Raw genomic sequence first — 20,120 nt, forward strand, 5'->3', positions numbered from 1 at the left:
ACAGAATCGGCCAAGAGCGGTCGTCGGAGGTGCCTACAAAACCAGGAGCAATTCAGTAGGGCGCGCGACGTTTGCTTTCGTGACACTACTTCTTTGATCTAGAGCTAAGCAGCCTCAAACGGTGTGGGCGGTTGGCTCATAGCCTATTGAGATCGACCTCAAGTCCAGCCCCCTTCAGTTCCTTCGCGAGCGAGTAGCGCCAAGCTCCGCCATTGTCTAGCTCGATATAAACGACTCCATAGTAGTCCGAAGGCAGTTCCACCCCTTTCTCATAGAGAACGCAGACGCGCCTGCGATTGATCTTGCCCATGAAGTACCCCAGTTCGAGGACCACGTTCTGTCTCGCACGATCTTGCAGCGTTTGGTCCGCTACATTCTTCTTACCGCCTACGTCGTCAGCCGTCATGAGCACCACGGCGAAATGGACATTGGCATATCGTTCCAACTTCTCAATAACGGTGTCGCTGGCGCTAGCCTGCTCATTGAGAATAATGACCTTCAGGCCCAGCTTTTCAAGCAACCGGGCCGACATCTCGCGGATAGCCTCGTTGTGCCCGTGAACCAAGAATACTGTGCTCGGACCTTGAAGGTGCTGGGCTGACGCTCCTGCTGAGAGGTCATCGCGAATGACGTTTTTTAGAACTTCGATCTCCATAATCGGAGACTTGGGTGTTACCTTGTCACCGATCTTTACGAACATCTTCACTACGCGGCCAGATAGCGGTGACGGCAGTTCGATTGAAGCCTTGTCGCACTCAAGCGTGACGTACGTATCTCCCTGCACTAGAAAGTCCCCAGCACTGACGGGAATTTCGATCACCACAAGGTCACCGATGCCTAAATCCGTACCAGGCAAACAATCGGCCTCCAAGTCAGGACACAACACAATCTGCGTCTTATCGCTCACAACTCGCCCTCCTAAATTTAAAATTAGCTTTGCATCTTCACAAGGACTGTACGCGTTCAGAGAGACTGGACACAATCCACTGCTGTGCGTAAGCACAAGCACGATTGGGAAGTTGTACTCTACTTGACCACCCGTTTTACCACTGATCAGGTACCTCTTAAGTCAGTCCCCAGCTTCAACGGTTGGTAGTTGCCCGGCCTGGCCCGGTTTTTTGCATTCGCTCTGACTGGCCATCTTCATCTGATTTAACCATGATGATCGAACCCATTACCGGCCGAAATCGGTCTAAAGCAGAAAGTGACGTTGAGGTACAGGACCCATATCTTAGCCTGAGACGGTTTAGCATTGCGGGTGATAGACACGCAACTGGCCACATAGTAGCATCGGGTAAGAAACTCATAATAATGTCTTAGAAAGGAGTCTAATGTGGCGTTAACTAACTCTTACGTGCAAGTGTACGGGCAATTACCTGATCTTTTCAGCCGTATACGCGAAGCTGGCGCGCCGGACAAGTTTACTACTCAACATTTGAAAGACTGGGGATACACTTCATCAAATTTCCGCGCGGTTATTCCTTTATTAAAATCTTTGGGTTTTCTAGCGCCCGATGGCTCTCCCACAACCAGATATCACGACTACCGTAATAACGCACAATCGGCAAGTGTAATGGCGGAAGCATTAAGAGATGCTTATGGTGATTTATTCAATATCAAAGCTAATCCAACGCAAAGTGATAGGACCCTAATAGAGGGGAAATTTAAAAGCTCGCACAATGTCTCACCTAATACCGCAAAAGTGATGGCGAACACTTTTTATTCTTTATTAGGCCTCGCCGACTTATCGAGTTCTACAAATCAGAGCAGTAGTCCACTGGAAAGCACTCGGGCACAGTCTGCGGATCCACAACCAACTCAACTAAATGAACAACAGCACAAGTCCGCAAGACCTTCTCTTCACTATAATATCCAGATCCACCTGCCCGCGACGAAAGACATCGAGGTTTTCAACGCAATTTTTAAATCCCTAAAGGAGCATCTACTTGACTGACCTCAAAAAAGATCTGCGGGATTTTATGTTTCGGGGGATTATGTTTGAATCTGAGGCTGGCCAATTTCAATCGGCTGGCATTCAGGTCGGAGCCGATCAAGGAGAGGCAGAAGAAAGGCTGTTATCCGAGGGTCTGTCTGTTTTCGGTATTTCCAGAAGAAATAATGCGTTAGAAATGGCTAGACTATATGCAATTTTGCACTGCTTTGAAAACGAAGTTCGCTCATTGATTAGTGAGACCCTAGAAGAAAAAGAAGGGCCTGACTGGGCAAATAAGCTGCCCTCTAAAGTCCGCCAACATGCTACATCTAGGCAAAATACTGCACTCACTGATTCTTGGCTAGAAGGAGAGAAGTCAGACATTCTAGGCTTCGTTGATTTTGGGCAGCTATCCTCAATAATTTTAGAGAAATGGATCTATTTTGAAGCCCTAATGCCTTCTCAGCATTGGTTAAAACAGCGTATGGAGGAGCTGGAAAAGTCAAGAAACTTTATAGCTCATAATCGCATGCTCTTACCGAGTGAGTTCCAACGAATTTACATGTATATAGCTGACTGGAATAAAGTTATTGGGCTATAAAACAGGGTCAGACCACTACTATTTAAATGTGGTCTGGTCCCGATTTTCCTTGTTGTTCACTCCATGTACGCAATTTCGTCCTTGTACGGTAGCACTGAATCATATAGTTGATGATACCCTTTACCCACAGCTCCATAAAATTGTAAAAGTTCAGGCGGGTTGTTTCCAACCTCTAATATATGATCGTTAGCAATTCCAGGATAAGGATCAATAAAGATAATCTCTTTCAAACCCAATTGGTAAGCTTTCTTAGCGCAAAGCTCGCATGGGCTGGCTGTGGTAAATAGCTTTCCTCCCTCAATTGCCGCACCACCATATTTCACTATTTGCAAAAAAGCGTTTTCTTCCGCATGAAGCGATCTGGTATGAACTTGATTGCCGCGGGTTCTTTCGCTGCTTTCTAAACTATTACGTATGTCTTTGAAGCAATAAGACAGATTTCGGCCACTTGGCGCCAGTGTGTCCGTTAGCTTGATAAGCTTTTTGCCTGCGCTTAATCTGAATTCAGTATTAGTTCGCTCATATTTGCTGTAGGCAACAGCGTCAAAGTCATTCATTAAACCATCAAGGGAACGTAGTGAACATGGTACTTGACCCTTGGCTACATCATTCCATCCCACGGCTTTGACAGAGAAGTCGGCATCAGTAACCACGGCGCCAACTTGCCTGGAAACGCACCCTGAGTTACTTTTTGCTGAGTAGGCAATTTGCATAACTCTTTCCATAGAGGTCGGCGAAACAAGGCCCGGATGGAGCATTAGAGCTACATACCAAGCTAGTTGAGCTTTGAGTATGTTGCTATTATCAAGCTCCCCTCTCGGATTGAATAGGTGTATATCGGATATTTCTATGCACTGTTTAACATTTTGGCTGATAAAGTCGGCGTGGGTGATTTTTTTTTCCCCGACTCGTGATTGTCAATTTCATGAAGTTTATCGGCAGTAAATTTGTGAACGCTATGTAGATAAGCTGCGCGGTCTTCATCCGGGGCATTAATAGACACAAGATAAAATGCTGAATACCTATCTTTAAAAAATCTGGCCTCATAGGGATTTCGAATAGCATCCACAACAATGAGAGCCTTATCCTTTATGCTTCGAATTCCCTTCACGACCCTGTTTATGGTTTCAGGCAAGTGGAAGACGCTGGTGGGCATAAAATCAACAGATTTGTAATCTTTGTCAATACAGCCAATTTTTCTTATTGAATTCCCAGCTGACTGATATATTGAAACATAAAGTGCGTTGTCAACTTTTTTTAAGTCGTTTTTAAAGTCATTGGTGAACTTTCTCATGAGTCGTAAAAATGAAATGAATTTGTCCTTTTCTTTGTCTAGGAGGACGAATTTTTCATCGTGGTTCAATAGTTTGTTCATGATGGACGCAAATTTTAATTTTATTTTGCTTTTTCCGTAAGATCCAATCTCTAAAACCTCAATCAGTTTGGCGTTATCAATCGGAACTTCGAGCGAACCTATAATGAATGACAGAAGGTCTTCAACTTCCATTGATAATAGATACGCAGATATAAGATCGCTTACCTTTATTGAGTAGAATTGTACAATGTTGCGCTCTGCATAATTTTTTAATATTTCGTATCGTCTACCATTCAGGCGCTCGAAAAAAGGTTTTCCTTTGTACTGAATAGCGTCTAGGCGAGGAAAATTTGGCTTGGCGCTCTCGAGAATATTTGCCGCTGTGGTACAACCTGAGCCGGTCCTGCCGGTCAGACCTATTACGACGAATTTACTGCGCTCTTTAAAAAGCGAAGAAACCATTTCTCTATTGTGGTTCAAAACATAATCTCCATATATAATGCTCACATCGTACCTGATAAAAAAGGGCCTGGTTTATTTGGTTTTTGAGTTTGGCTTGTCCAAATAAGTCAGCCCCCTCTCGATTTATTGGTTACGTTTCAAGTTTCTTTTCAATCCTGTCTTGGTAATGAAGTGCGTCTACATCTTGTGCGGAAAAGTCGATGTTTACTTTTGCAATGCGGAGATCGATGCTATTTATTTCCATGCTAGAGACAAGGCTGATAAAAGAGTTGTCGGTATCAGTGCGCTTTTCCTTAATTCCTAAATACGTGGATCTGTTTATACAGAATGCCAAGAAGTCTGCTATTTGCAGTAGCGGTTCGGACTCTGAAGATTGGTAGGTACCTATAACGTGAGTGGTCCTGCCTGAGAAAAAGCTTTGCCCGAATGGAGTGCCTGCTTTCCCTTTTCCTTCGTCCATGATCAATGTTAGCGGACCTTCAGGATATCGGGTTTTGATTTTTATAAGTAGAAGTGCAAGAGAGAGATCTGAGCGTTTTGAAAGATCAAGTTTATCCACTTTACCCAAGATACCAGAAATCTTATGGTCGGCAAGCGTCCTGTCATCGACGGTTTGGATGTGAGTAGCCCATTTGTAGTGTTTGTATATTGAGGCGAACGCTTCGAAAATAGCAAGGTTTTTCATTCCTTCAAGATGCTTCCACGGTCCATTCTTATTGTATATATCTACGAAGTGAAATTCTTTTGCTGGGATGTTGTGTCTTTGTTGGATGACGTCAAGACAACCTTTGATTTCTCTCCGCACATAATCAACCTCCTCATCTGGGAACGCAACAGCGACGTGAGTTTTACGTTTGCCCGTTACATACTTTGATTGCGGCGAGTTCTCGGGGCCGTATGTATCATCGATGACTATGTGCATTTATTTTTCCTGTGAATAGTGATGTGAGATATTGCGTCGTTTAATCGAAAGTAGGTGTGTCTACTTTTGTGAAGATATTCATAGTTGAGTTATACAAACTTTTCGTTGGTATTTCTTCGATTCGCGCCAAACTTCGATACGAAATTGTTGGTTTATAGGTTGTTCAGGTTTTGGGCGAGGTGCGCAGGGCGGCTGTATTTTATCGGTTTTCGGTATTATGAATTCTTTTTGGTAACTGCTCAGTGGTAGTGTTAGTTGTTGCCCTTGCGTAGGTATTTCGTCAAACGAAGTTTTGAGTTTTTGCGTTAGCTCTGGAGTGGTCTGCGCGTCATTATCGAAAATGAATTCAGCCTGAACCATTGCCTGCTCAGTCGTAATTTTGCCTTGCTGGACTTTCGTAAATAGCTTTTGTAAGCGATATAATGAGCCTTCGTACTTTTTGATTTTTGGTTTCGTTTTATTAGTAGGGAAAGGTGTGGTGGCTCTTTTAGCTAAAAAGTTTTCAATTGCGCTAATTTGACCTTGTATTGTTTGAACTCCGGAAACAAATGAGCCATATTGAGCTATACCTATGTAAATGACGCTGAGGGCGGCCGCTATTTTACCTGCTCCCTTTATTGAGCCCTCTTCGATATGAAGGGCAAGATAGTAATCCTGTATTTTTAATGATTTTTCGACATATGTTTCCCATTCATCGAAAAGTTGGGTCGAATATTTTTCGAATTCATGTCGCGGTAGGCTAGGTATACCTATATAAAAGTCTGTGATTCCGAGATTTATCATGTCTCATCCGTGAATATAATTCATTAAAAAGGGGGCGGATTTATTTGATTGAAAATAGATCCACCCCCTTTTTATACGTCCCTTTTTATAGAGCTCATGTCTTGCTACTCTGCGACATAGAGGCAGTATGCTACTACTCCTTGGCTGTCGGTGTCGATCCGCATGACATTATCGAGTTAGGCATACTAATACGATATTGAGCCCGCCATTCCTGTGGCTAGCGCTAGTGTTAAGAACGGACGTCTGCTTTTTGGCCGAAACCACCCCTTTAATTCCTATACCGGTCTACCATGGCTCTCCCAGCGTGGTTCCACGCGCTACCGACTTCATCTCAAGGTATCACCAATGAGCATCGATCAAATCAGCCTCCCAAAAGGCGTAGGCCCTCAAGCCATCAAGCTCCTCGACGCCATCACCGGTGCTGACACAAAAGAAGACCTCAACCGCGCAGGCGGCAAGGCCGAAGGTTTTGTATTGGGTCTGGAAAGCGCCAAGGCCATCAAAAGCCAAATCGCCGAGTCGTTGTACGTTGCATACGACGACGCGGCGAGTAATCGGTTGGGTGAGTTGAAGGGCTAATCCCGCAGGACCGCGTTGGGCTCTATGCCCGAGGTGTTTCGCGGTCCATCAGTCTGCCGATCAGCAATACGCTCGACTCGCTCAGCGGGTGAATGGCCTATTCCACGTCGCGATCTTTATAGATCAACGACCTTTGTGGTTTTGCCATTCACTCCAGCAATTCTCCGCAATCAAATCCTCATAGCCGCGCTGCCTTTCCATATCAAGCGCAACGCTGAAGGGAAGGCTGATACAAACCGCCCGGTCCCGAATATCACAGACCTCAGCCTCAGTAAGAGGTGAGCCCTTTCTGTCTTCAGCGGCGGTGAGAACGGCCACGAGGGCGGGTACAAATACCAGGCATAGCGGATCAGCTTCCATGAATCACCTTTTGGGTTTCGACTCGGCTCATTACAACGAACCAGGCGGGGTTCAGCAATGGCTGAATGCACCGTGCACCTCTCGCCGAGTCGCTGTATGTGGCATACGACGACGCGGCGAGTAATCGGTTGGGTGAGTTGAAGGGCTAGTCCCGCAGGACCGCGTTGGGCTTTATGCCCGAGGTGTTTCGCGGTCCATCAGTTTGCCGATCAGCAGGACGCTCAATTCGCTCAGTTGGTGTATGGCCAATGCCACGTCGCGGTCTTTGCCGGTCAGTTGGTCGGACAGGTCGAGCAGCAGGGCGCTGACGGAGGAGACGGTTTCGTAGCTGTTGGCGATCAGGGTTTCGTTGCTGGCGCCGGAGCTGACGCTGAAGAGAGCGCTTGAGTCTGAGGTGCTTTCAGTGGCGGGATTCAGATAGTGATCAAGGGCGCGTTCGGCCGCTTGGTAGAGCTTTAAATCCGGTTGTTTCGGAGGATTCGGCGTTACTTTGAACATGGTGCAATTCCTGAGTCGGGCCGACACCCTTTCGCTACTACACAAAAGGGTGGCAGCTGTACGCAGGTTAGTAGACCGGGGAATTACACAAAGCCGGCGCGCCCGAAAGCGCCCTACGCACAGCCACCATCAAGCACAGACAGGAACGTCTGATAGATGTAGCTCATGCACTATGTGTAATTGACCCTAGGGCTACTAAACCCGATCACTGAGTTTTCAGCGACCGAGCAACCTTAGAGATGACCACCCAGGTGCACAAGCCGGCGGATTCTGACGCAAGCGTAGGCAATGGAGCAAGGTGCTGCGGTCAACGCAATGGCTCCCTCACCCCGCAAACGGAACCACCAGCCGATACGCCCTCAGGCACTTGTCGTAGAATGTGACAGAACCTGCGCAGCTTTCAAAGGAATGCCCCCCTGGCAACCCGCGCAACGACCTGCCGTGCCCGTTATGGAAAACCTATGCGCTCTTATCGCCTGTTGTTCGTGTTACTGGCCCTGATCCTCAGCGGCTGCAGCATTCCGTATCAAACCCCCGAAGCCCGCCAGCAAATCGAGCGCGACCTGCAGATTGCCCCCGGCTCGGTGCGGGCCTTGAGCCAGACCAACTGGTGCTACCTGCCCTACGGCTCGGAGAATGGCGGCGATGGCCAGTGCCGTGCCACTCAGGGCCTGGGCGTTCTGGTGGACGATGGCTTGATTCTGAGTACCTATTCCGGTGGCAGCTATAAGCGTTTCATCACGCTGCGTACCCGCGATGTGCTGTGCGTCAAAACCTTCCGCAGTCGTGAAGCCGCCGCGGCGTTTTTCGCCTTCACGCGGGCGGGCGCTGCTCAGATCATTCCGCTGACGGCCGAAGGGCAGTTCAACACGCCGGTGAAGATCCAGTTTCTGGATTACCTGTTGGGTGAGAATCAGCCGGGCGATCTGACCACGGATAAGACCTATGTGCGCGAAACCGGCAAAAATGCCTACTCCGTCGGTATGGTCCCGGGTACGAAAATTCCGTATGTGTCTGCGGTGGCGGCGACGGAAGTGTTCAATCCCTGCCCGGAAAAGTAATCGCGCCAGTAACCCGGCGCACATGAATCACTCTCAAGGAGAACGACATGGCAGGTGGCGATATCGGGTGTGGTTCGTTTCAAGGCAGCGACAAGTCAGGGTCGGCCTTTGAGGCGGTGCTGGACGCGCTTCCGTTGCAGGCGCGTGACTGGGTCGAGGCGGCCAGGCAGCAACTCGATACGGCAGACGTTGTGCTGCTGGAGGTTGAGCATGCACAAGGCTTGCTTCCCTTTTTGCAGGACTACCAAACACGCTTGATCGCCGAGATCGGCCACGATGATTGGGAGCGGGCCGCGCGGGATGAGGCGGCATCCCTTGATGATGTGGCCGCCAAGTGGGGCGCGGGGCAGGGCTGGCGACTTTACTGCGTGCGGGATCTGGTCCGTGCGTGTGAGCACGCGGCGGTGGAGCAGCAGCCTGTGTATATCGCGTTCAGCTAGCGCATGTGTGCCGGCGTGCGGAGCAAAGAAAAATACACTTTTTGCTTCGCGGAGCGTCCAACCCTGAAACCGCCGTCATGGCTTTCATCTCCAGGTAGCTGCTCCCAGCTAAGGACCGATTATGCTGACGTTGTGCATTTTTCTTCTGGCCTGCGCCGCCGCCGCGAGCACCGGCATTATCTTCAAACCGGGCGAGTGGTACGCCACCCTCGTCAAACCCGGCTTCACCCCACCCAACTGGCTGTTCCCGGTCGCCTGGTCGATCATCTACCTGCTGCTGGCCTGGGCCGGCTACCGCCTGACGCTGATCCCCGGCAGCGAAATCGTGCTGGCGCTATGGGCCGCGCAGATTGCGCTGAATACCCTGTGGACGCCCGTGTTCTTCGGCGCCCACCGCATTCTCGCGGGCATGGTGATTCTCGCGCTGCTGTGGCTGGTGGTCGCCGCCATGGTGCTGCTGACCGTGCGGCTGGACCTGATCACCGGGCTGATTCTGTTCCCTTACCTCGTGTGGCTCAGCATTGCGGCTGCGTTGAATTTTTCCATCTTGCGCAATAATCGCTGAAGAGGAATTTCGAATTGGCGAACCACAAGCAGTGGCGGGCGGGCGAGGGTGAAGTGGCGCAAATGCAGCGCTTCAACAAAAAGCTCGCCTGGTTGCCGCGCTTTCGCATCCGCAATCGCGTCACGCCCCGGGTGATTCAGGCGCTGCTGCGGGCCAGCCAATTGGGCGGCGCGAATAAATTGCTCAAGCATGGGCTTCAGGCGCAAACACGCGTGGTCGGTGTGGGCGGTGCTTCAGTGCCGGTGCGGATTATTCGGCCGAATGGAAAAGCCAAGGGCGTGGTGCTGGATATCCACGGCGGCGGCTGGGTAATCGGCAATGCGCAGATGGATGATGACCTGAACGTAGCGATGGTGAAGGCGTGCGACGTGGCGGTGGTGTCGGTGGATTATCGGCTCGCCGTCAATACGCCGGTTGAAGGGCTGATGGAAGATTGCCTGGCGGCGGCGCGCTGGTTGCTCGGGGACTGCGAGGAGTTTGCCGGCCTGCCGGTGATCGTCGTTGGTGAATCCGCCGGTGGGCATCTGGCGGCGGCGACGTTGCTGGCGCTGAAGCAATGGCCAGCGTTGCTGGCGCGGGTGAGCGGGGCGGTGCTGTATTACGGCGTCTACGATTTGACCGGCACCCCCAGCGTGCGCGCGGCGGGGCCGGACACGTTGTTGCTGGATGGCCCGGGCATGGTTGAGGCGCTGCGCCTGCTGACGCCGGGCCTGAGCGATGAGCAGCGTCGGCAGCCGCCGTTGTCACCGTTGTATGGCGACCTTGCCGGGCTGCCGCCGGCGCTGATGTTTGTGGGGGAGCTGGACCCGTTGCTCGACGATACGCTGCAGATGGGTAATCGCTGGGCAGAGTCCGAGGTATTCCTTTTACCGGCGTCTGCCCACGGGTTTATTCATTTCCCGACGGCGATGTCCAGCCGCGTGCTTGCTTACAGCCGCGAGTGGATAACGGCCCGGCTCAACGCTTCATAGCCTCACACTGGTTACGCAAGTCATTGTTCCTGATGGTGTTGCAGCCTTCGCCTTTCGTTTGTGCATAGCAAAAAGCACGTTGATCGCTGTCGCTGATACTGCCGCAACTCTCGCCCTTGGTTTCGGCAAAGCAGGTGTGACGCAGGTCGCTGTTCCCGATTGAATTGCAGCTTTCGCCCTTGGTTTTGGCGTAGCAATAAATGCGTTGATCGCTGTCGCTGATACTGCCGCAACTCTCGCCCTTGGTTTCGGCATAGCAGGTTTTACGAAGGTCGCTGTCCCCGATCGTGCTACAGCTTTCGCCCTTGGTTTTGGCGTAGCAATAAGCGCGTTGGTCGCTGTTACTGATGGTGTTGCAGTCGGCATAAGCGTAACCACTAAGCATCAGTAGCATTGCAATGATAATTCTCATCACTCTCTCCATAGGTTGTCAGGAAGTCGCCTGACGCTGATTGATCCAAGATGATCGTGTGCTGTAATGAGCTATCAAATTGACATCATTTTTTGGGAAAGTTCAGTGATTGAATATCCAGTAAGCCCATCACGCACCAATGGCGCCCATTGGTGCTTCTGGGCGATCGTTGCAGCCAAGGACGTCTCGAAGGAAAATGTTCGGGTATCGGATTTCTACAACAAGGCCACAAGGAAAGATGAGCATAAGAAAATCATTCATCGCGTCGTTGGGGATTTTATCGCTGGTTCAACCATCACTGTCCTTTGCGGACAATGTAAACGGGAAGACCATCTATGTGCAGAGATGCGCCATGTGCCATGGAGCGGATATCAAAGGCACAGGGCCCTTGGCCAATAAAAGCAACCCGCATACGCCTGACCTGACAACGGCCACTTTCAAGAAGCGACTGAGTGATTATCCGGGCGTTATCGTGTCATCCATCATTCTTCGTCCAAATGGCGACCTGATTCCCAGAACGTTGCGCGAGAACGGTGTGAAGCTGTCGCCGTTCACCTGGAAGGTTCAGGACTTTCGTGATTTGAACGAGTACATGAGTGGAGTGATTTCAAAAAGCCGATGATGTTGAGAGGAAAGTCTCGCGGCAGGTGTTGGGGCTCTCCAAGGCTTTTCGCGAGGGCGGGCCTTCCCCTGTAGGAGCCGGCTTGCCGGCGAAAAATCCGAGAGCGCTGCGTTCATCCAGCGTACCAGCGTCATCGTTGACGACCATCGCCGGCAAGCCGGCTCCTACTTGCGCACCAGAAACTCGGCCAGGTCTTTGGCCGCGTCCTCTGCCAGCAAACCGACCTCCACGGTAATCCCCGCATCCTGCAGCATTTTTACGCCTGCTCCCGAGTTTCGCGGGTCGGGATCCAGCATCGCAACAAACACTTTCTCGACGCCGCTTTTGATCAAGGCCAGCGCACAGGACGGCGTGCGGCCGTGAAAGGAGCAGGGCTCCAGCGTCACAAATGCAGTGACCCCGGAGCAATCACCGGACACGTTGCCCAGCGCCATTGCCTCCGCGTGATGCAGCCCCGGCGGCTGTGTATGGCCTTGGCTGATCACCGCGTTATCCCTCACCAACACGCAACCCACTGGCGGGTTTGGCAGGCACTTGGGCAGCGCCAAGCGGCCCTGGGCGAGGGCGAGGCGCATGAAGTCGGCGTTGGAGGACGGGTTGGTCATGTCGTCGTGATCCTGCTAGTCGTGCCTTAGCACCCGCTCAACGCCACTTGCGGCCGTTCACCCGCAAAGAAGAACGGCCGCAACCGCACGCCCACGCTGTTGCCGACAAACGCCGCCACCAACCACACCCAGCCGTGCAGGCTGCCCGACGCGATACCGCTGAAGTACGCACCGATGTTGCAGCCATAGGCCAGGCGCGAGCCGTAACCCAGCAGCAGGCCACCGATCACCGCCGCGAACAGCGAGCGTGCCGGAATCTTCAGGCTGGGGGCGAAACGCCCGGCCAGGCCCGCAGCCAACAGCGCACCGAGGATGATGCCGATGTCCATCACACTCGTGACGTCTTCCCACACCGGCGCCGCCAGGGCTTTGGCATTGCCCGGCATCTGCCAGAACGCCCAACTGGCGACGTCCACGCCCAATCCGCTGGCGACCTTGGCGCCCCATAGGGCAAACGCCGAGGTGATGCCCCATGGCCGTCCGGCCAGTGCCAGGGTGGCGTAGTTGAGCAGGGCCAGACCAATCGCGCCCCACACCAATGGCCATGGCCCGCGCAGGAAGCGGCGCAGGCCCTGGTGTTCGCTGGTGACGCCGGTTTCGAGTTGCCCGTGACGGCCTTTTTCCAGGCGCACGGTGACGGCTGCGATGATCCCGAACACCGCCAGGCTCAGCAGCAAGGCCGGCACGACGCCGAAGCTTTTGACGATGGAAACGGCCGGGAACGACGGCAGCGAGAACCACCAGTCGACGTGGTGGGTGGCGATCAACGAACCGCAGATAAAGAACAACAGGGTCACCAGCATGCGCGCATTACCGCCGCCCACGGTGAACAGGGTGCCGGACGCACAGCCGCCGCCCAGTTGCATGCCGATACCGAAGATGAATGCCCCGAACACCACCGACACCCCGGCCGGCGCCACCAGCCCGACCACCGGTTGGCCGAACAACGTGCCGGCTCCCAGCGCGGGGAAGAACAGCACCACGGCAATCGCCAGCATCACCATCTGTGCACGCAAACCCGCGCCGCGCCGGTCGGTGATGAATACCCGCCAGGCCGAGGTAAAGCCGAACGCAGCGTGGTACAGCGTCAGGCCCAGCGCGGCGCCGACCACCAGCAACAGCACTTGGCGCGCGCCCACGCTGTTTTGCAGGAAGGCGGCGCCCAGCACCAGGATGGCAAACGCCAGCAGTGGCGCGACCGGTTTGCGCGCAGGGGTTGCAGAGAGAGAAAGGCTCATCGGGTATCTCGTTTCGAAGGCTGTGAGTTAAGTGCGAGGGGGCCGAGTATAAACCTCGCACTCTTGCACGGGTGCCTCGAATCCTCCGATGAGGGGCATTAGCCCAGACGTACGGAAAGCTCGACGTCGTCGCCGATCGGCACCGACAGGTAGCCGTGTGCCGGGGAGCGCACGCGGGCCAGGTAGTCGGGGCAGTAGTTGGTGTTGTCGGCGACGATCAACGCGCCGGGCTTGAGGCGGCTTTCCACCAGGCTGAGTACATCGCCATACAGCGCCTTGGCGCCGTCGAGCAGCAGCAGGTCGACGCTGTCGGGCAGGCCGCTCGCGAGTGTGACCAGGGCATCACCTTCGCGAATATCCACCAGGTCGCTCACGCCGCCTTGCACCAGGTGCTCCCGCGCCAGGACGATCTTCGACGGTTCGAACTCGCTGGTGATCAGCGTGCCGCCGCCGTTGTCCCGCAGGGCGGCTGCCAGGTGCAGGGTGGACAGGCCGAACGAGGTGCCGAACTCGATGATGGCTCGGGCTTTTGCGCTGCGTGCCAGCATGTAAAGCAGGGTGCCGGTGTCGCGGGAGACCGGCAGCCACAGGTCTTTCAGCTGGCCGTAGAATTCGAGGTATTCAGTCTTGCTGTGCATCAGGCGGTTGCGTTCTTCGTGGGGCATGGTGGTGAAAGCAGGGCTCGAGACGGCATCGGCCTGTGTGTACAGTCGTTCAATCAGGGCCGCCATCGGGGCTGAGGTAAGGGTATTCATGGGGATGTCCTGTTGCAGGTTGAGCGCCGGGAGGCGCCGGGCTAGTATGCGAATGATTCGTCGCATTTAAAGTATGCGAACAATTCGTCACATTCGCTATTCGCATTCGCCCAGCCGCAGGAACGCGCCATGACCGACCGCCAGACCTCGCAGATTTCCTCACGCAAAGAGCCCAAACAGGCGCGATCCACCGAGTTGGTGTCGGCCATTCTGGAAGCGGCTATTCAGGTTTTGGCCAAGGAAGGCGCCAGCCGTTTCACCACGGCACGGGTCGCGGAAAAGGCCGGCGTCAGTGTGGGCTCGGTGTACCAGTATTTCCCCAACAAGGCGGCCATCCTGTTCCGGTTGCAGACGGATGAGTGGCAGCAAACCTCGCAAATGCTCAGCCGGATCCTGGAGGACGTGAGTCAACCGCCTCTTGAGCGGCTGCGCACCCTGGTGCATGCGTTTATTCGTTCGGAATGTGATGAGGCGCAGATGCGGGTCGCCCTGAGCGATGCGGCACCGCTTTACCGTGACGCGCCGGAGGCCCATGAGGTTCGGGCGGAGGGACAAAACATCTTCCAGACGTTCATGTTTGAATTACTGCCGCAGGTGCCGGACGCCACTCGCCTACTGGCGTGCGATTTGATCGCTACCACCTTCAGTTCGGTGGCAAAGGAGTTCTCGGGAAGCCCGCGCACCGAGGTGCAAATCATTGCCTACGCGGACGCGATGGCGGATATGTTCAGTGCGTATGTGACGGTGCTTAACCAATCTGGCCGCTAGCGCATCCAGTCACGCAGTACTTCGAATTCGCTGTGGACCGGGTTGCGCAGGGTGTCGAGTATCCGTTGTGCTTCGTCCTGGGAAATGAATGAGTCAACCATCTTCTGCGCGCTTCTCGGGCCCGGTCTGTAACTTCGGGAGGCGCGCGGGCTGGCAAACAGCTTTTGAAGAAACGCGTAGTCCTTGGGTGACAGTGCCGCGCGGATCAATTCGACTTCACTTGCCAGTGTGGCGCCGGCATCCGCTTGAGGTGCGAGCCATGAAAGATCGGTGGCGACGCACACGTATTCACTGGTCAGGAATGAGGAAATATCCGCATGCGCGAGTGAGGTGGTTTGCCCGTAATGGAGAATCTGCGCCACTCCCGAACAGCCATTCTCAAGTCGAACCCAGCAGTAATGCTCGCCGCCTCCGCTGGTGGCAAACGGCAGGAATGTGCGACCTGATTGCTCAACCGGGTTGAGCCACTCATCGATCTCCCGTTGGGCCTGCTCGACATCTATCCAGAAGAAATCAACAAAGTAGCTGAGGAGACGCGGGTTCAGTTCGGCCGCGTTCAAGAGCGCCAACAAGCGCTCAGGGAGTTCGATGCCGATGCTGTCTGCCAACCGTTGAAACGCTTCAGCCATGTTACCTACCGTCCCTGGTTTGGAATGAACGTGGTGGCGCCCTGCGATTGAATCTCTTCGCAAGACCCGGGTAGCGAATGCTACCTGGGTTCTCTTCCTGTGGGTGGATAGAGCAGGTGCTGAATTACTTGCGGTTAAGCCACACTGTCTGCGCGTTGCAGAATTCCCGTACGCCGAAGTGCGACAACTCCCGCCCGAAGCCGCTCTTTTTCACGCCACCAAACGAGACCCGAGGATCGGACACGCTGTAGGCGTTGATGAAGATGCCGCCGGTTTCCAGTTGGTTGGCAATGCTGCGCGCCTTTTCCGGATCGGTGGTGAACACGCTGGCGGTGAGGCCGAACTCGCTGTCGTTGGCCAGGGCCACGGCATGGTCCGCATCGCGGGCGGTGATGATGGAGGCGACCGGCCCGAACAGTTCCTGTTTGAACGAGGTCATCTGGTCGGTGACGTTGGCCAGCACGGTGGGGGCGTAGTAGTTGCCCGCGCCTTCGACTTTATGGCCGCCCAGCAGCAGGGTGGCGCCTTCGGCCAGGGTGGCCTGGACCTGGCCGTCGAGTTCGTCCCGCAGGTCGAAGCGGGCCATCGGGCCGATGTAGGTGTCGGTGGCGGTTGGGTCACCCATCACCAGGTTGCGGCTGGCTTCGAGGAATTTGGCGGTGAAGGCTTCCACCACGCCTTCTTCGATGATCAGGCGCTTGGCGGCGGCGCACACCTGGCCGGAGTTCTGGAAGCGACCGATCAGGGCGGCTTGCACGGCTTCGTCGAGGTTGGCGTCGTTGAGCACGATGAACGGGTCGGAGCCGCCCAGTTCCAGTACACATTTCTTCAGCGCGGCACCGGCCTGGGAGCCGATGGCCATGCCGGCACGCACGCTGCCGGTGAGGGTGACGGCGGCGATGCGCGGGTCGGTGATGGCTTTGGACACGCCGTCCGGGGTGACGTTGATCACTTCGAACAGGCCATCGGCGAAGCCGGCGCGCTGGAAGGCTTGTTTCATCAGGTACGCGCTGCCCATCACGTTAGGCGCGTGTTTGAGCACGTAGGTGTTGCCGCTGAGCATGGTCGGCACGGCGCCGCGCAGCACTTGCCATACCGGGAAGTTCCACGGCATCACGGCGAGGATCGGGCCCAGCGGGCGATATTCGATCTGGGCGGTGCCGTTGTCCACCAGGGTGGCTTCCGGGGCGAGCATGGCCGGGCCGTGGGCGGCGTACCACTCGGCCAGTTGCGCACATTTTTCGATTTCGCCACGGGCCTGGGCAATGGGTTTGCCCATTTCCAGGGTGATCATCCGGGCCATTTCTTCGGCCTGGTCACGCAGGGTACTGGCCAGCGCCAGCAGCAATTCGGCGCGCTGGGCGACAGGCGTATTGCGGCCGTTGCGGAAGGCATTGATCGAGCGGGTGAGGGCGGCATCCAGCTGCGCCTCGGTTTCATACGGGTAGCTGGCGACCGTTTCACCGTTGGCGGGGTTGATCGACAAGGCGTGGGTCTGGGAAGAAATCTGGCTCATGGCACCGTCCTGCGCAGTGAATGGTATGGAGGCCAGCGTACGGGGCTGTATCTTTTTCGGAAACTGAATAATATTAAGCAATACATTCACGTTTGGAGAATGACTTGGATCTGGTCCAGCTGGAAATTTTCAAAGCCGTTGCCGAGCAAGGCAGCATCAGCGCCGCCGCGCAGTTGATCCATCGGGTGCCGTCGAACCTGACTACGCGGATCAAGCAGTTGGAGCAGGACCTGGGCGTGGATTTGTTTATTCGCGAGAAAAGCCGGCTGCGGTTATCGCCGGCCGGGTGGAATTTTCTTGGCTATGCCCGGCGCATTCTCGACCTGGTGCAGGAAGCACGTGCGACGGTGGCGGGGGAGGAGCCCCAGGGCGCGTTTGCCCTGGGCTCGCTGGAGAGTACGGCGGCGGTGCGCATACCGGCGTTGCTGGCGGCGTATAACCAGAAACACGCCAAGGTCGAGCTGGACCTGACCACCGGGCCGTCCGGGACGATGATCGAGGGCGTGTTGTCGGGGCGGCTGGCGGCGGCGTTTGTCGATGGGCCGGTGCTGCACGCGACGCTCGAAGGCGTGGCGGTGTTTGAGGAAGAGATGGTGGTGATTGCACCGCTGCACCATGCGCCGATCACCCGGGGGCAGGATGTGAGCGGGGAGAGCATCTACACGTTTCGCTCGAACTGTTCGTACCGGCACCACTTTGAGCGTTGGTTCTCACAGGATGGCGCGGTGCCGGGGAAGATCTTCGAGATGGAGTCTTATCACGGGATGCTGGCGTGCGTGAGCGCCGGTGCGGGGCTGGCGCTGATGCCGCGCAGCATGCTGGAAAGCATGCCGGGGTTTACGACGGTGAGCGTGTGGCCGCTGACCGATACGTTTCGGATATTGAAGACCTGGCTGATCTGGCGCCGGGGCACGGTGTCGCAGAGTTTGAACAGTTTTGTGCGATTGCTGGAAGAGCGTGGACTGAAGGCTTAACAGGTTTTTTGTATTGAGGCTGCCTGACCCACCGCTATCGCGGCCTCGCTAAAGCTCGACGGCTCCCACATTTGATCTTTGTCGGCCGCCAAATTGCAGCGTGTCTGCTTGCACCGAGTTGCACCGGCCACAAGAGAGCGGACTGAAGGCGGGAGTAGATCCCCTGTGGGAGCTGTCGAGCTTCAGCGAGGCTGCGATGGCGTCGGCACAGTCGACATTGAGGGTGCCTGACCCACCGCCATCGCGGCCTCGCTGAAGCTCGACGGCTTCCACATTGGGTATTGGTCAGCCGCCGAACTGGAAGGTGCCCAAAGCCAGCTTGGCCATCAGGGCGCCGGCGCCCAGTTGCACCAGCCACAACGCCAGGCCACCGAGGAACACGCCGAGGGCGACTTGCAGCACCAGGCTTTTCTGGCGCTTGACGGGGGTTGGGCGCGGGGTGAAGTGGTCCAGTTCGTCGCGGTCGGCACGCAGGTCCAGGTCGTCGTTTCTCATAGGGTACTCATGGGGAAGGGACAGTCTTGCTGTCAGTCTAGGGGTAGCGGACTGAAAGCAGCGAATTTTTAAGGCTCACCACGCACTTCTCAAGGCAGCCACCCATCCTGTGGTGAGGGGGCTTGTCCCCCGTTGGGGCGCGAAGCGGCCCTGATTCAGGCACTGCATTCATTCAGAAAGTTCACGGTGGCAGGTTTTAGGGCCGCTGCGCAGCCCAACGGGGGACAAGCCCCCTCACCACAGGTTCGGTGTTCACAAAAGAGTGTTTCATGTCTAGTCCTGAAATAGGTTTACACCTGTTTTAGCCTCAAAACGCCCGATGCACCGCATCGGGCGTTTTGTATTTCAGCGACAGATGAGGCCGCTCGTTGTTATAGATCAGCACCGACTCGTCTACCATCCGGATGGCCTCTGCAAAATCTTTGGGGCGATGCAGCAATAACTCGTTTTTCAAAATCCCATTCACACGCTCAGCCAATGCATTTTGGTAGCAGTCGTAGCCATCGGTCATTGAGCAGGTGATGCCGTACTTGGCATGCAACCGCTGATAAAGCTCGGAGCAGTATTGGACGCCTCTGTCCGAGTGATGCACCAGGCGTTGTTCCGTTGTCCGCTGCTTGAGGGCTTTTTTGAACGCCTGGATCACCGATTCGGCGTGCAAGCTTTCATGGATATGGTGCCCCACGATTTTTCGAGAGTACGCATCGGTGATCAAACTCAGATAAGCCACACCCGTTTGCGTTGGTAAGTAGGTGATGTCCGCAACCCATACTTGCTCTGGCGCCTTGGCGACTACCTGAATCGGCCCATCTTTGAGCCGGTTTGGATGACGGCGAAAGCGATGATGGCTGTCTGTCGTTTTGTGATAGGCCCGTCTGCGGGGAACCAGTTCGCGCCGATCTCGCAAGATATCGAATAAACGGTCTCGACCAACCTTTACGGTCACTTCTGGCTCAGTGCGCATTAGATTGTGAAGTTTTCGGGTGCCAATGCGCGGTTGCCGAAGTCGCTTTTCCCTCACGAATCCCATCACTTCCTGGGCATGACGGGCCCGGGCATCACACGCCCGGTTGCGCTTGTAATAAGCCTGGCGGGAAATCCCCATGAACTGGCAAGCCCGACTAATGCTCAGGTCTTGGATCTGCCCCTGGGAGAGGACTTGCCGGATCGCTTTTTTACGACAGAAACACCGAAGTCGTTCTTCAAAACATCAACGACGGCTTCGAAAAACTGAGCTTTCTGGTTGGCTTGGGCAAGCTTTTCTTCAAGCTCTTTGATTCGCTGTTCGGGTGTCAGCGGTTTATCGGGCTCATCCATGGAACGAGGTCTCTTGGAGCGAATGGACGCGCCTTGACTCCAGTCCTGCCGACCATGCCTGCGTAACCAATTCAGTACAGTCGTTTTACCCTGAATGCCATAGCGCTCTTGAGCCTCTTTATAACTCAACTCGCCTTTTTCGACCTGATCGACGACCGACAATTTAAAGGTTAGCGTGTAATCACGCTGACTGCGCCTTTCTCCCGTATTCATTACTCCCTCCTGAGAATGGGTCAGAAGGTGTAAACCTTATTCAGGACGGAACATCAGCAACAAAAAGGGGAAGCCACCGGCTTCCC

Annotated in this window: 25 protein-coding genes; 10 read left to right on the plus strand and 15 right to left on the minus strand. The window is 54.8% G+C overall.

Annotated features, from left to right (window positions below; genetic code table 11):
- Positions 1-136: 136 nt before the first annotated feature.
- On the minus strand, positions 137-907 hold the full coding sequence (locus tag HKK54_RS20405) for a TIR domain-containing protein (RefSeq protein WP_169387615.1): 771 nt from the start codon (positions 905-907) through the stop codon (positions 137-139).
- A gap of 426 nt (positions 908-1,333) precedes the next feature.
- Here HKK54_RS20405 and HKK54_RS20410 point away from each other — a divergent pair, with 426 nt between their 5' ends.
- Both HKK54_RS20410 and HKK54_RS20415 read left to right on the plus strand, forming a co-directional pair.
- On the plus strand, positions 1,334-1,954 hold the full coding sequence (locus tag HKK54_RS20410; RefSeq protein WP_169387616.1) for a DUF5343 domain-containing protein: 621 nt from the start codon (positions 1,334-1,336) through the stop codon (positions 1,952-1,954).
- Positions 1,947-2,534 (plus strand): Swt1 family HEPN domain-containing protein, encoded by a 588-nt coding sequence (locus HKK54_RS20415; RefSeq protein WP_202026862.1) that lies wholly within the window; start codon positions 1,947-1,949, stop codon positions 2,532-2,534. Before HKK54_RS20410 ends, HKK54_RS20415 begins: the two co-directional genes overlap by 8 nt.
- A 56-nt stretch (positions 2,535-2,590) precedes the next feature.
- Here the strand turns inward: HKK54_RS20415 and HKK54_RS33640 are convergent, their stop codons facing one another.
- The 4 genes from HKK54_RS33640 to HKK54_RS20430 form a co-directional block, all read right to left on the minus strand.
- Positions 2,591-3,292 carry a hypothetical protein gene (locus HKK54_RS33640; RefSeq protein WP_336604747.1) on the minus strand — a complete coding sequence of 234 codons (702 nt, stop codon included), beginning with the start codon at positions 3,290-3,292 and terminating at the stop codon, positions 2,591-2,593.
- 89 nt (positions 3,293-3,381) lie between these two features.
- Entirely contained in the window at positions 3,382-4,329 is a 948-nt protein-coding gene (locus HKK54_RS33645; RefSeq protein WP_237150963.1) for a hypothetical protein, read from the minus strand.
- 112 nt (positions 4,330-4,441) lie between these two features.
- Positions 4,442-5,233, minus strand: coding sequence for a DUF3800 domain-containing protein (locus HKK54_RS20425; RefSeq protein ID WP_169387617.1), 792 nt, complete (start codon positions 5,231-5,233; stop codon positions 4,442-4,444).
- A 78-nt stretch (positions 5,234-5,311) separates the two neighbouring features.
- Positions 5,312-6,016, minus strand: coding sequence for a hypothetical protein (locus tag HKK54_RS20430; RefSeq protein WP_169387618.1), 705 nt, complete (start codon positions 6,014-6,016; stop codon positions 5,312-5,314).
- Positions 6,017-6,361: 345 nt separating this feature from the next.
- Between HKK54_RS20430 and HKK54_RS20435 the strand changes: the two genes are divergently transcribed.
- Positions 6,362-6,595 carry a hypothetical protein gene (locus HKK54_RS20435; RefSeq protein WP_003214497.1) on the plus strand — a complete coding sequence of 78 codons (234 nt, stop codon included), beginning with the start codon at positions 6,362-6,364 and terminating at the stop codon, positions 6,593-6,595.
- A gap of 123 nt (positions 6,596-6,718) precedes the next feature.
- Here HKK54_RS20435 and HKK54_RS20440 read toward each other — a convergent pair whose 3' ends face one another.
- Positions 6,719-6,955 (minus strand): hypothetical protein, encoded by a 237-nt coding sequence (locus HKK54_RS20440; RefSeq protein ID WP_169387619.1) that lies wholly within the window; start codon positions 6,953-6,955, stop codon positions 6,719-6,721.
- A 171-nt stretch (positions 6,956-7,126) separates the two neighbouring features.
- Positions 7,127-7,453 carry a DUF6124 family protein gene (locus HKK54_RS20445; protein ID WP_169387620.1) on the minus strand — a complete coding sequence of 109 codons (327 nt, stop codon included), beginning with the start codon at positions 7,451-7,453 and terminating at the stop codon, positions 7,127-7,129.
- 461 nt (positions 7,454-7,914) lie between these two features.
- Between HKK54_RS20445 and HKK54_RS20450 the strand changes: the two genes are divergently transcribed.
- The 4 genes from HKK54_RS20450 to HKK54_RS20465 all read left to right on the plus strand — a co-directional run bounded on the left by HKK54_RS20450 (position 7,915) and on the right by HKK54_RS20465 (position 10,490).
- A complete protein-coding gene (locus HKK54_RS20450; protein ID WP_169387621.1) occupies positions 7,915-8,514 on the plus strand; it encodes a hypothetical protein in 600 nt (199 codons plus the stop codon).
- A gap of 47 nt (positions 8,515-8,561) precedes the next feature.
- Positions 8,562-8,954: a hypothetical protein gene (locus HKK54_RS20455; protein WP_169387622.1), complete on the plus strand. Its 393-nt coding sequence runs from the start codon at positions 8,562-8,564 to the stop codon at positions 8,952-8,954.
- 124 nt (positions 8,955-9,078) lie between these two features.
- The gene (gene tspO / locus HKK54_RS20460; RefSeq protein ID WP_169389314.1) at positions 9,079-9,519 is read left to right on the plus strand and encodes a tryptophan-rich sensory protein TspO; all 441 of its coding nucleotides are present in this window, start codon (positions 9,079-9,081) and stop codon (positions 9,517-9,519) included.
- 62 nt (positions 9,520-9,581) lie between these two features.
- Positions 9,582-10,490 carry an alpha/beta hydrolase gene (locus HKK54_RS20465; RefSeq protein WP_169389315.1) on the plus strand — a complete coding sequence of 303 codons (909 nt, stop codon included), beginning with the start codon at positions 9,582-9,584 and terminating at the stop codon, positions 10,488-10,490.
- Here the strand turns inward: HKK54_RS20465 and HKK54_RS20470 are convergent.
- Positions 10,477-10,902, minus strand: coding sequence for a hypothetical protein (locus HKK54_RS20470; protein WP_169387623.1), 426 nt, complete (start codon positions 10,900-10,902; stop codon positions 10,477-10,479). The two genes, HKK54_RS20465 and HKK54_RS20470, sit on opposite strands and share 14 nt — an antisense overlap.
- Positions 10,903-11,140: 238 nt before the next feature.
- Here HKK54_RS20470 and HKK54_RS20475 point away from each other — a divergent pair, with 238 nt between their 5' ends.
- A complete protein-coding gene (locus HKK54_RS20475; protein WP_169387624.1) occupies positions 11,141-11,524 on the plus strand; it encodes a c-type cytochrome in 384 nt (127 codons plus the stop codon).
- 164 nt (positions 11,525-11,688) lie between these two features.
- Here HKK54_RS20475 and HKK54_RS20480 read toward each other — a convergent pair whose 3' ends face one another.
- The 3 genes from HKK54_RS20480 to HKK54_RS20490 form a co-directional block, all read right to left on the minus strand.
- Entirely contained in the window at positions 11,689-12,129 is a 441-nt protein-coding gene (locus HKK54_RS20480) for a bifunctional diaminohydroxyphosphoribosylaminopyrimidine deaminase/5-amino-6-(5-phosphoribosylamino)uracil reductase RibD (protein WP_010175800.1), read from the minus strand.
- A gap of 26 nt (positions 12,130-12,155) precedes the next feature.
- Positions 12,156-13,367 (minus strand): YeeE/YedE family protein, encoded by a 1,212-nt coding sequence (locus tag HKK54_RS20485; protein WP_169387625.1) that lies wholly within the window; start codon positions 13,365-13,367, stop codon positions 12,156-12,158.
- Between the two features lie 98 nt (positions 13,368-13,465).
- Positions 13,466-14,122: an O-methyltransferase gene (locus HKK54_RS20490; protein WP_169387626.1), complete on the minus strand. Its 657-nt coding sequence runs from the start codon at positions 14,120-14,122 to the stop codon at positions 13,466-13,468.
- A gap of 129 nt (positions 14,123-14,251) precedes the next feature.
- Between HKK54_RS20490 and HKK54_RS20495 the strand changes: the two genes are divergently transcribed.
- Positions 14,252-14,890 (plus strand): TetR family transcriptional regulator, encoded by a 639-nt coding sequence (locus tag HKK54_RS20495; RefSeq protein WP_169387627.1) that lies wholly within the window; start codon positions 14,252-14,254, stop codon positions 14,888-14,890.
- Here the strand turns inward: HKK54_RS20495 and HKK54_RS20500 are convergent.
- The gene (locus HKK54_RS20500; RefSeq protein ID WP_169387628.1) at positions 14,887-15,519 is read right to left on the minus strand and encodes a hypothetical protein; all 633 of its coding nucleotides are present in this window, start codon (positions 15,517-15,519) and stop codon (positions 14,887-14,889) included. The genes HKK54_RS20495 and HKK54_RS20500 overlap by 4 nt on opposite strands.
- A gap of 124 nt (positions 15,520-15,643) precedes the next feature.
- The gene (locus HKK54_RS20505) at positions 15,644-17,035 is read right to left on the minus strand and encodes an aldehyde dehydrogenase family protein (RefSeq protein ID WP_169387629.1); all 1,392 of its coding nucleotides are present in this window, start codon (positions 17,033-17,035) and stop codon (positions 15,644-15,646) included.
- A 104-nt stretch (positions 17,036-17,139) separates the two neighbouring features.
- Here HKK54_RS20505 and ptrR point away from each other — a divergent pair, with 104 nt between their 5' ends.
- Positions 17,140-18,009 carry a putrescine utilization regulator PtrR gene (gene ptrR, locus HKK54_RS20510; protein ID WP_169387630.1) on the plus strand — a complete coding sequence of 290 codons (870 nt, stop codon included), beginning with the start codon at positions 17,140-17,142 and terminating at the stop codon, positions 18,007-18,009.
- Between the two features lie 285 nt (positions 18,010-18,294).
- Here the strand turns inward: ptrR and HKK54_RS20515 are convergent, their stop codons facing one another.
- Entirely contained in the window at positions 18,295-18,504 is a 210-nt protein-coding gene (locus tag HKK54_RS20515; protein WP_169387631.1) for a hypothetical protein, read from the minus strand.
- Between the two features lie 307 nt (positions 18,505-18,811).
- Positions 18,812-20,034, minus strand: a protein-coding gene (locus HKK54_RS20520; RefSeq protein WP_169387632.1) for an IS3 family transposase whose coding sequence is annotated in 2 segments (ribosomal slippage) — positions 18,812-19,683 and positions 19,683-20,034 — 1,224 coding nt in all. Because the reading frame shifts where the segments join, the coding sequence is not laid out codon by codon here.
- Positions 20,035-20,120 lie beyond the last annotated feature (86 nt).

This window comes from Pseudomonas sp. ADAK13, from assembly GCF_012935715.1.
Taxonomy (GTDB): Bacteria; Pseudomonadota; Gammaproteobacteria; order Pseudomonadales; family Pseudomonadaceae; genus Aquipseudomonas.

What these genes read in the sequence shown, in the direction of transcription:
- HKK54_RS20475 (WP_169387624.1), top strand. Translation starts at nt 11,141, where the DNA reads ATGAGCATAAGAAAATCATTCATCGCGTCGTTGGGGATTTTATCGCTG.
- HKK54_RS20455 (WP_169387622.1), top strand. Translation starts at nt 8,562, where the DNA reads ATGGCAGGTGGCGATATCGGGTGTGGTTCGTTTCAAGGCAGCGACAAG.
- HKK54_RS20495 (WP_169387627.1), top strand. Translation starts at nt 14,252, where the DNA reads ATGACCGACCGCCAGACCTCGCAGATTTCCTCACGCAAAGAGCCCAAA.
- HKK54_RS20490 (WP_169387626.1), bottom strand. Translation starts at nt 14,122, where the DNA reads ATGAATACCCTTACCTCAGCCCCGATGGCGGCCCTGATTGAACGACTG.
- HKK54_RS20500 (WP_169387628.1), bottom strand. Translation starts at nt 15,519, where the DNA reads ATGGCTGAAGCGTTTCAACGGTTGGCAGACAGCATCGGCATCGAACTC.
- HKK54_RS20445 (WP_169387620.1), bottom strand. Translation starts at nt 7,453, where the DNA reads ATGTTCAAAGTAACGCCGAATCCTCCGAAACAACCGGATTTAAAGCTC.
- HKK54_RS20450 (WP_169387621.1), top strand. Translation starts at nt 7,915, where the DNA reads ATGCGCTCTTATCGCCTGTTGTTCGTGTTACTGGCCCTGATCCTCAGC.
- HKK54_RS20505 (WP_169387629.1), bottom strand. Translation starts at nt 17,035, where the DNA reads ATGAGCCAGATTTCTTCCCAGACCCACGCCTTGTCGATCAACCCCGCC.
- HKK54_RS20470 (WP_169387623.1), bottom strand. Translation starts at nt 10,902, where the DNA reads ATGAGAATTATCATTGCAATGCTACTGATGCTTAGTGGTTACGCTTAT.
- HKK54_RS20485 (WP_169387625.1), bottom strand. Translation starts at nt 13,367, where the DNA reads ATGAGCCTTTCTCTCTCTGCAACCCCTGCGCGCAAACCGGTCGCGCCA.
- HKK54_RS20480 (WP_010175800.1), bottom strand. Translation starts at nt 12,129, where the DNA reads ATGACCAACCCGTCCTCCAACGCCGACTTCATGCGCCTCGCCCTCGCC.
- HKK54_RS20515 (WP_169387631.1), bottom strand. Translation starts at nt 18,504, where the DNA reads ATGAGAAACGACGACCTGGACCTGCGTGCCGACCGCGACGAACTGGAC.
- HKK54_RS20440 (WP_169387619.1), bottom strand. Translation starts at nt 6,955, where the DNA reads ATGGAAGCTGATCCGCTATGCCTGGTATTTGTACCCGCCCTCGTGGCC.
- HKK54_RS20465 (WP_169389315.1), top strand. Translation starts at nt 9,582, where the DNA reads ATGCAGCGCTTCAACAAAAAGCTCGCCTGGTTGCCGCGCTTTCGCATC.
- HKK54_RS33640 (WP_336604747.1), bottom strand. Translation starts at nt 3,292, where the DNA reads ATGCTCCATCCGGGCCTTGTTTCGCCGACCTCTATGGAAAGAGTTATG.
- HKK54_RS20435 (WP_003214497.1), top strand. Translation starts at nt 6,362, where the DNA reads ATGAGCATCGATCAAATCAGCCTCCCAAAAGGCGTAGGCCCTCAAGCC.
- HKK54_RS20430 (WP_169387618.1), bottom strand. Translation starts at nt 6,016, where the DNA reads ATGATAAATCTCGGAATCACAGACTTTTATATAGGTATACCTAGCCTA.
- HKK54_RS20425 (WP_169387617.1), bottom strand. Translation starts at nt 5,233, where the DNA reads ATGCACATAGTCATCGATGATACATACGGCCCCGAGAACTCGCCGCAA.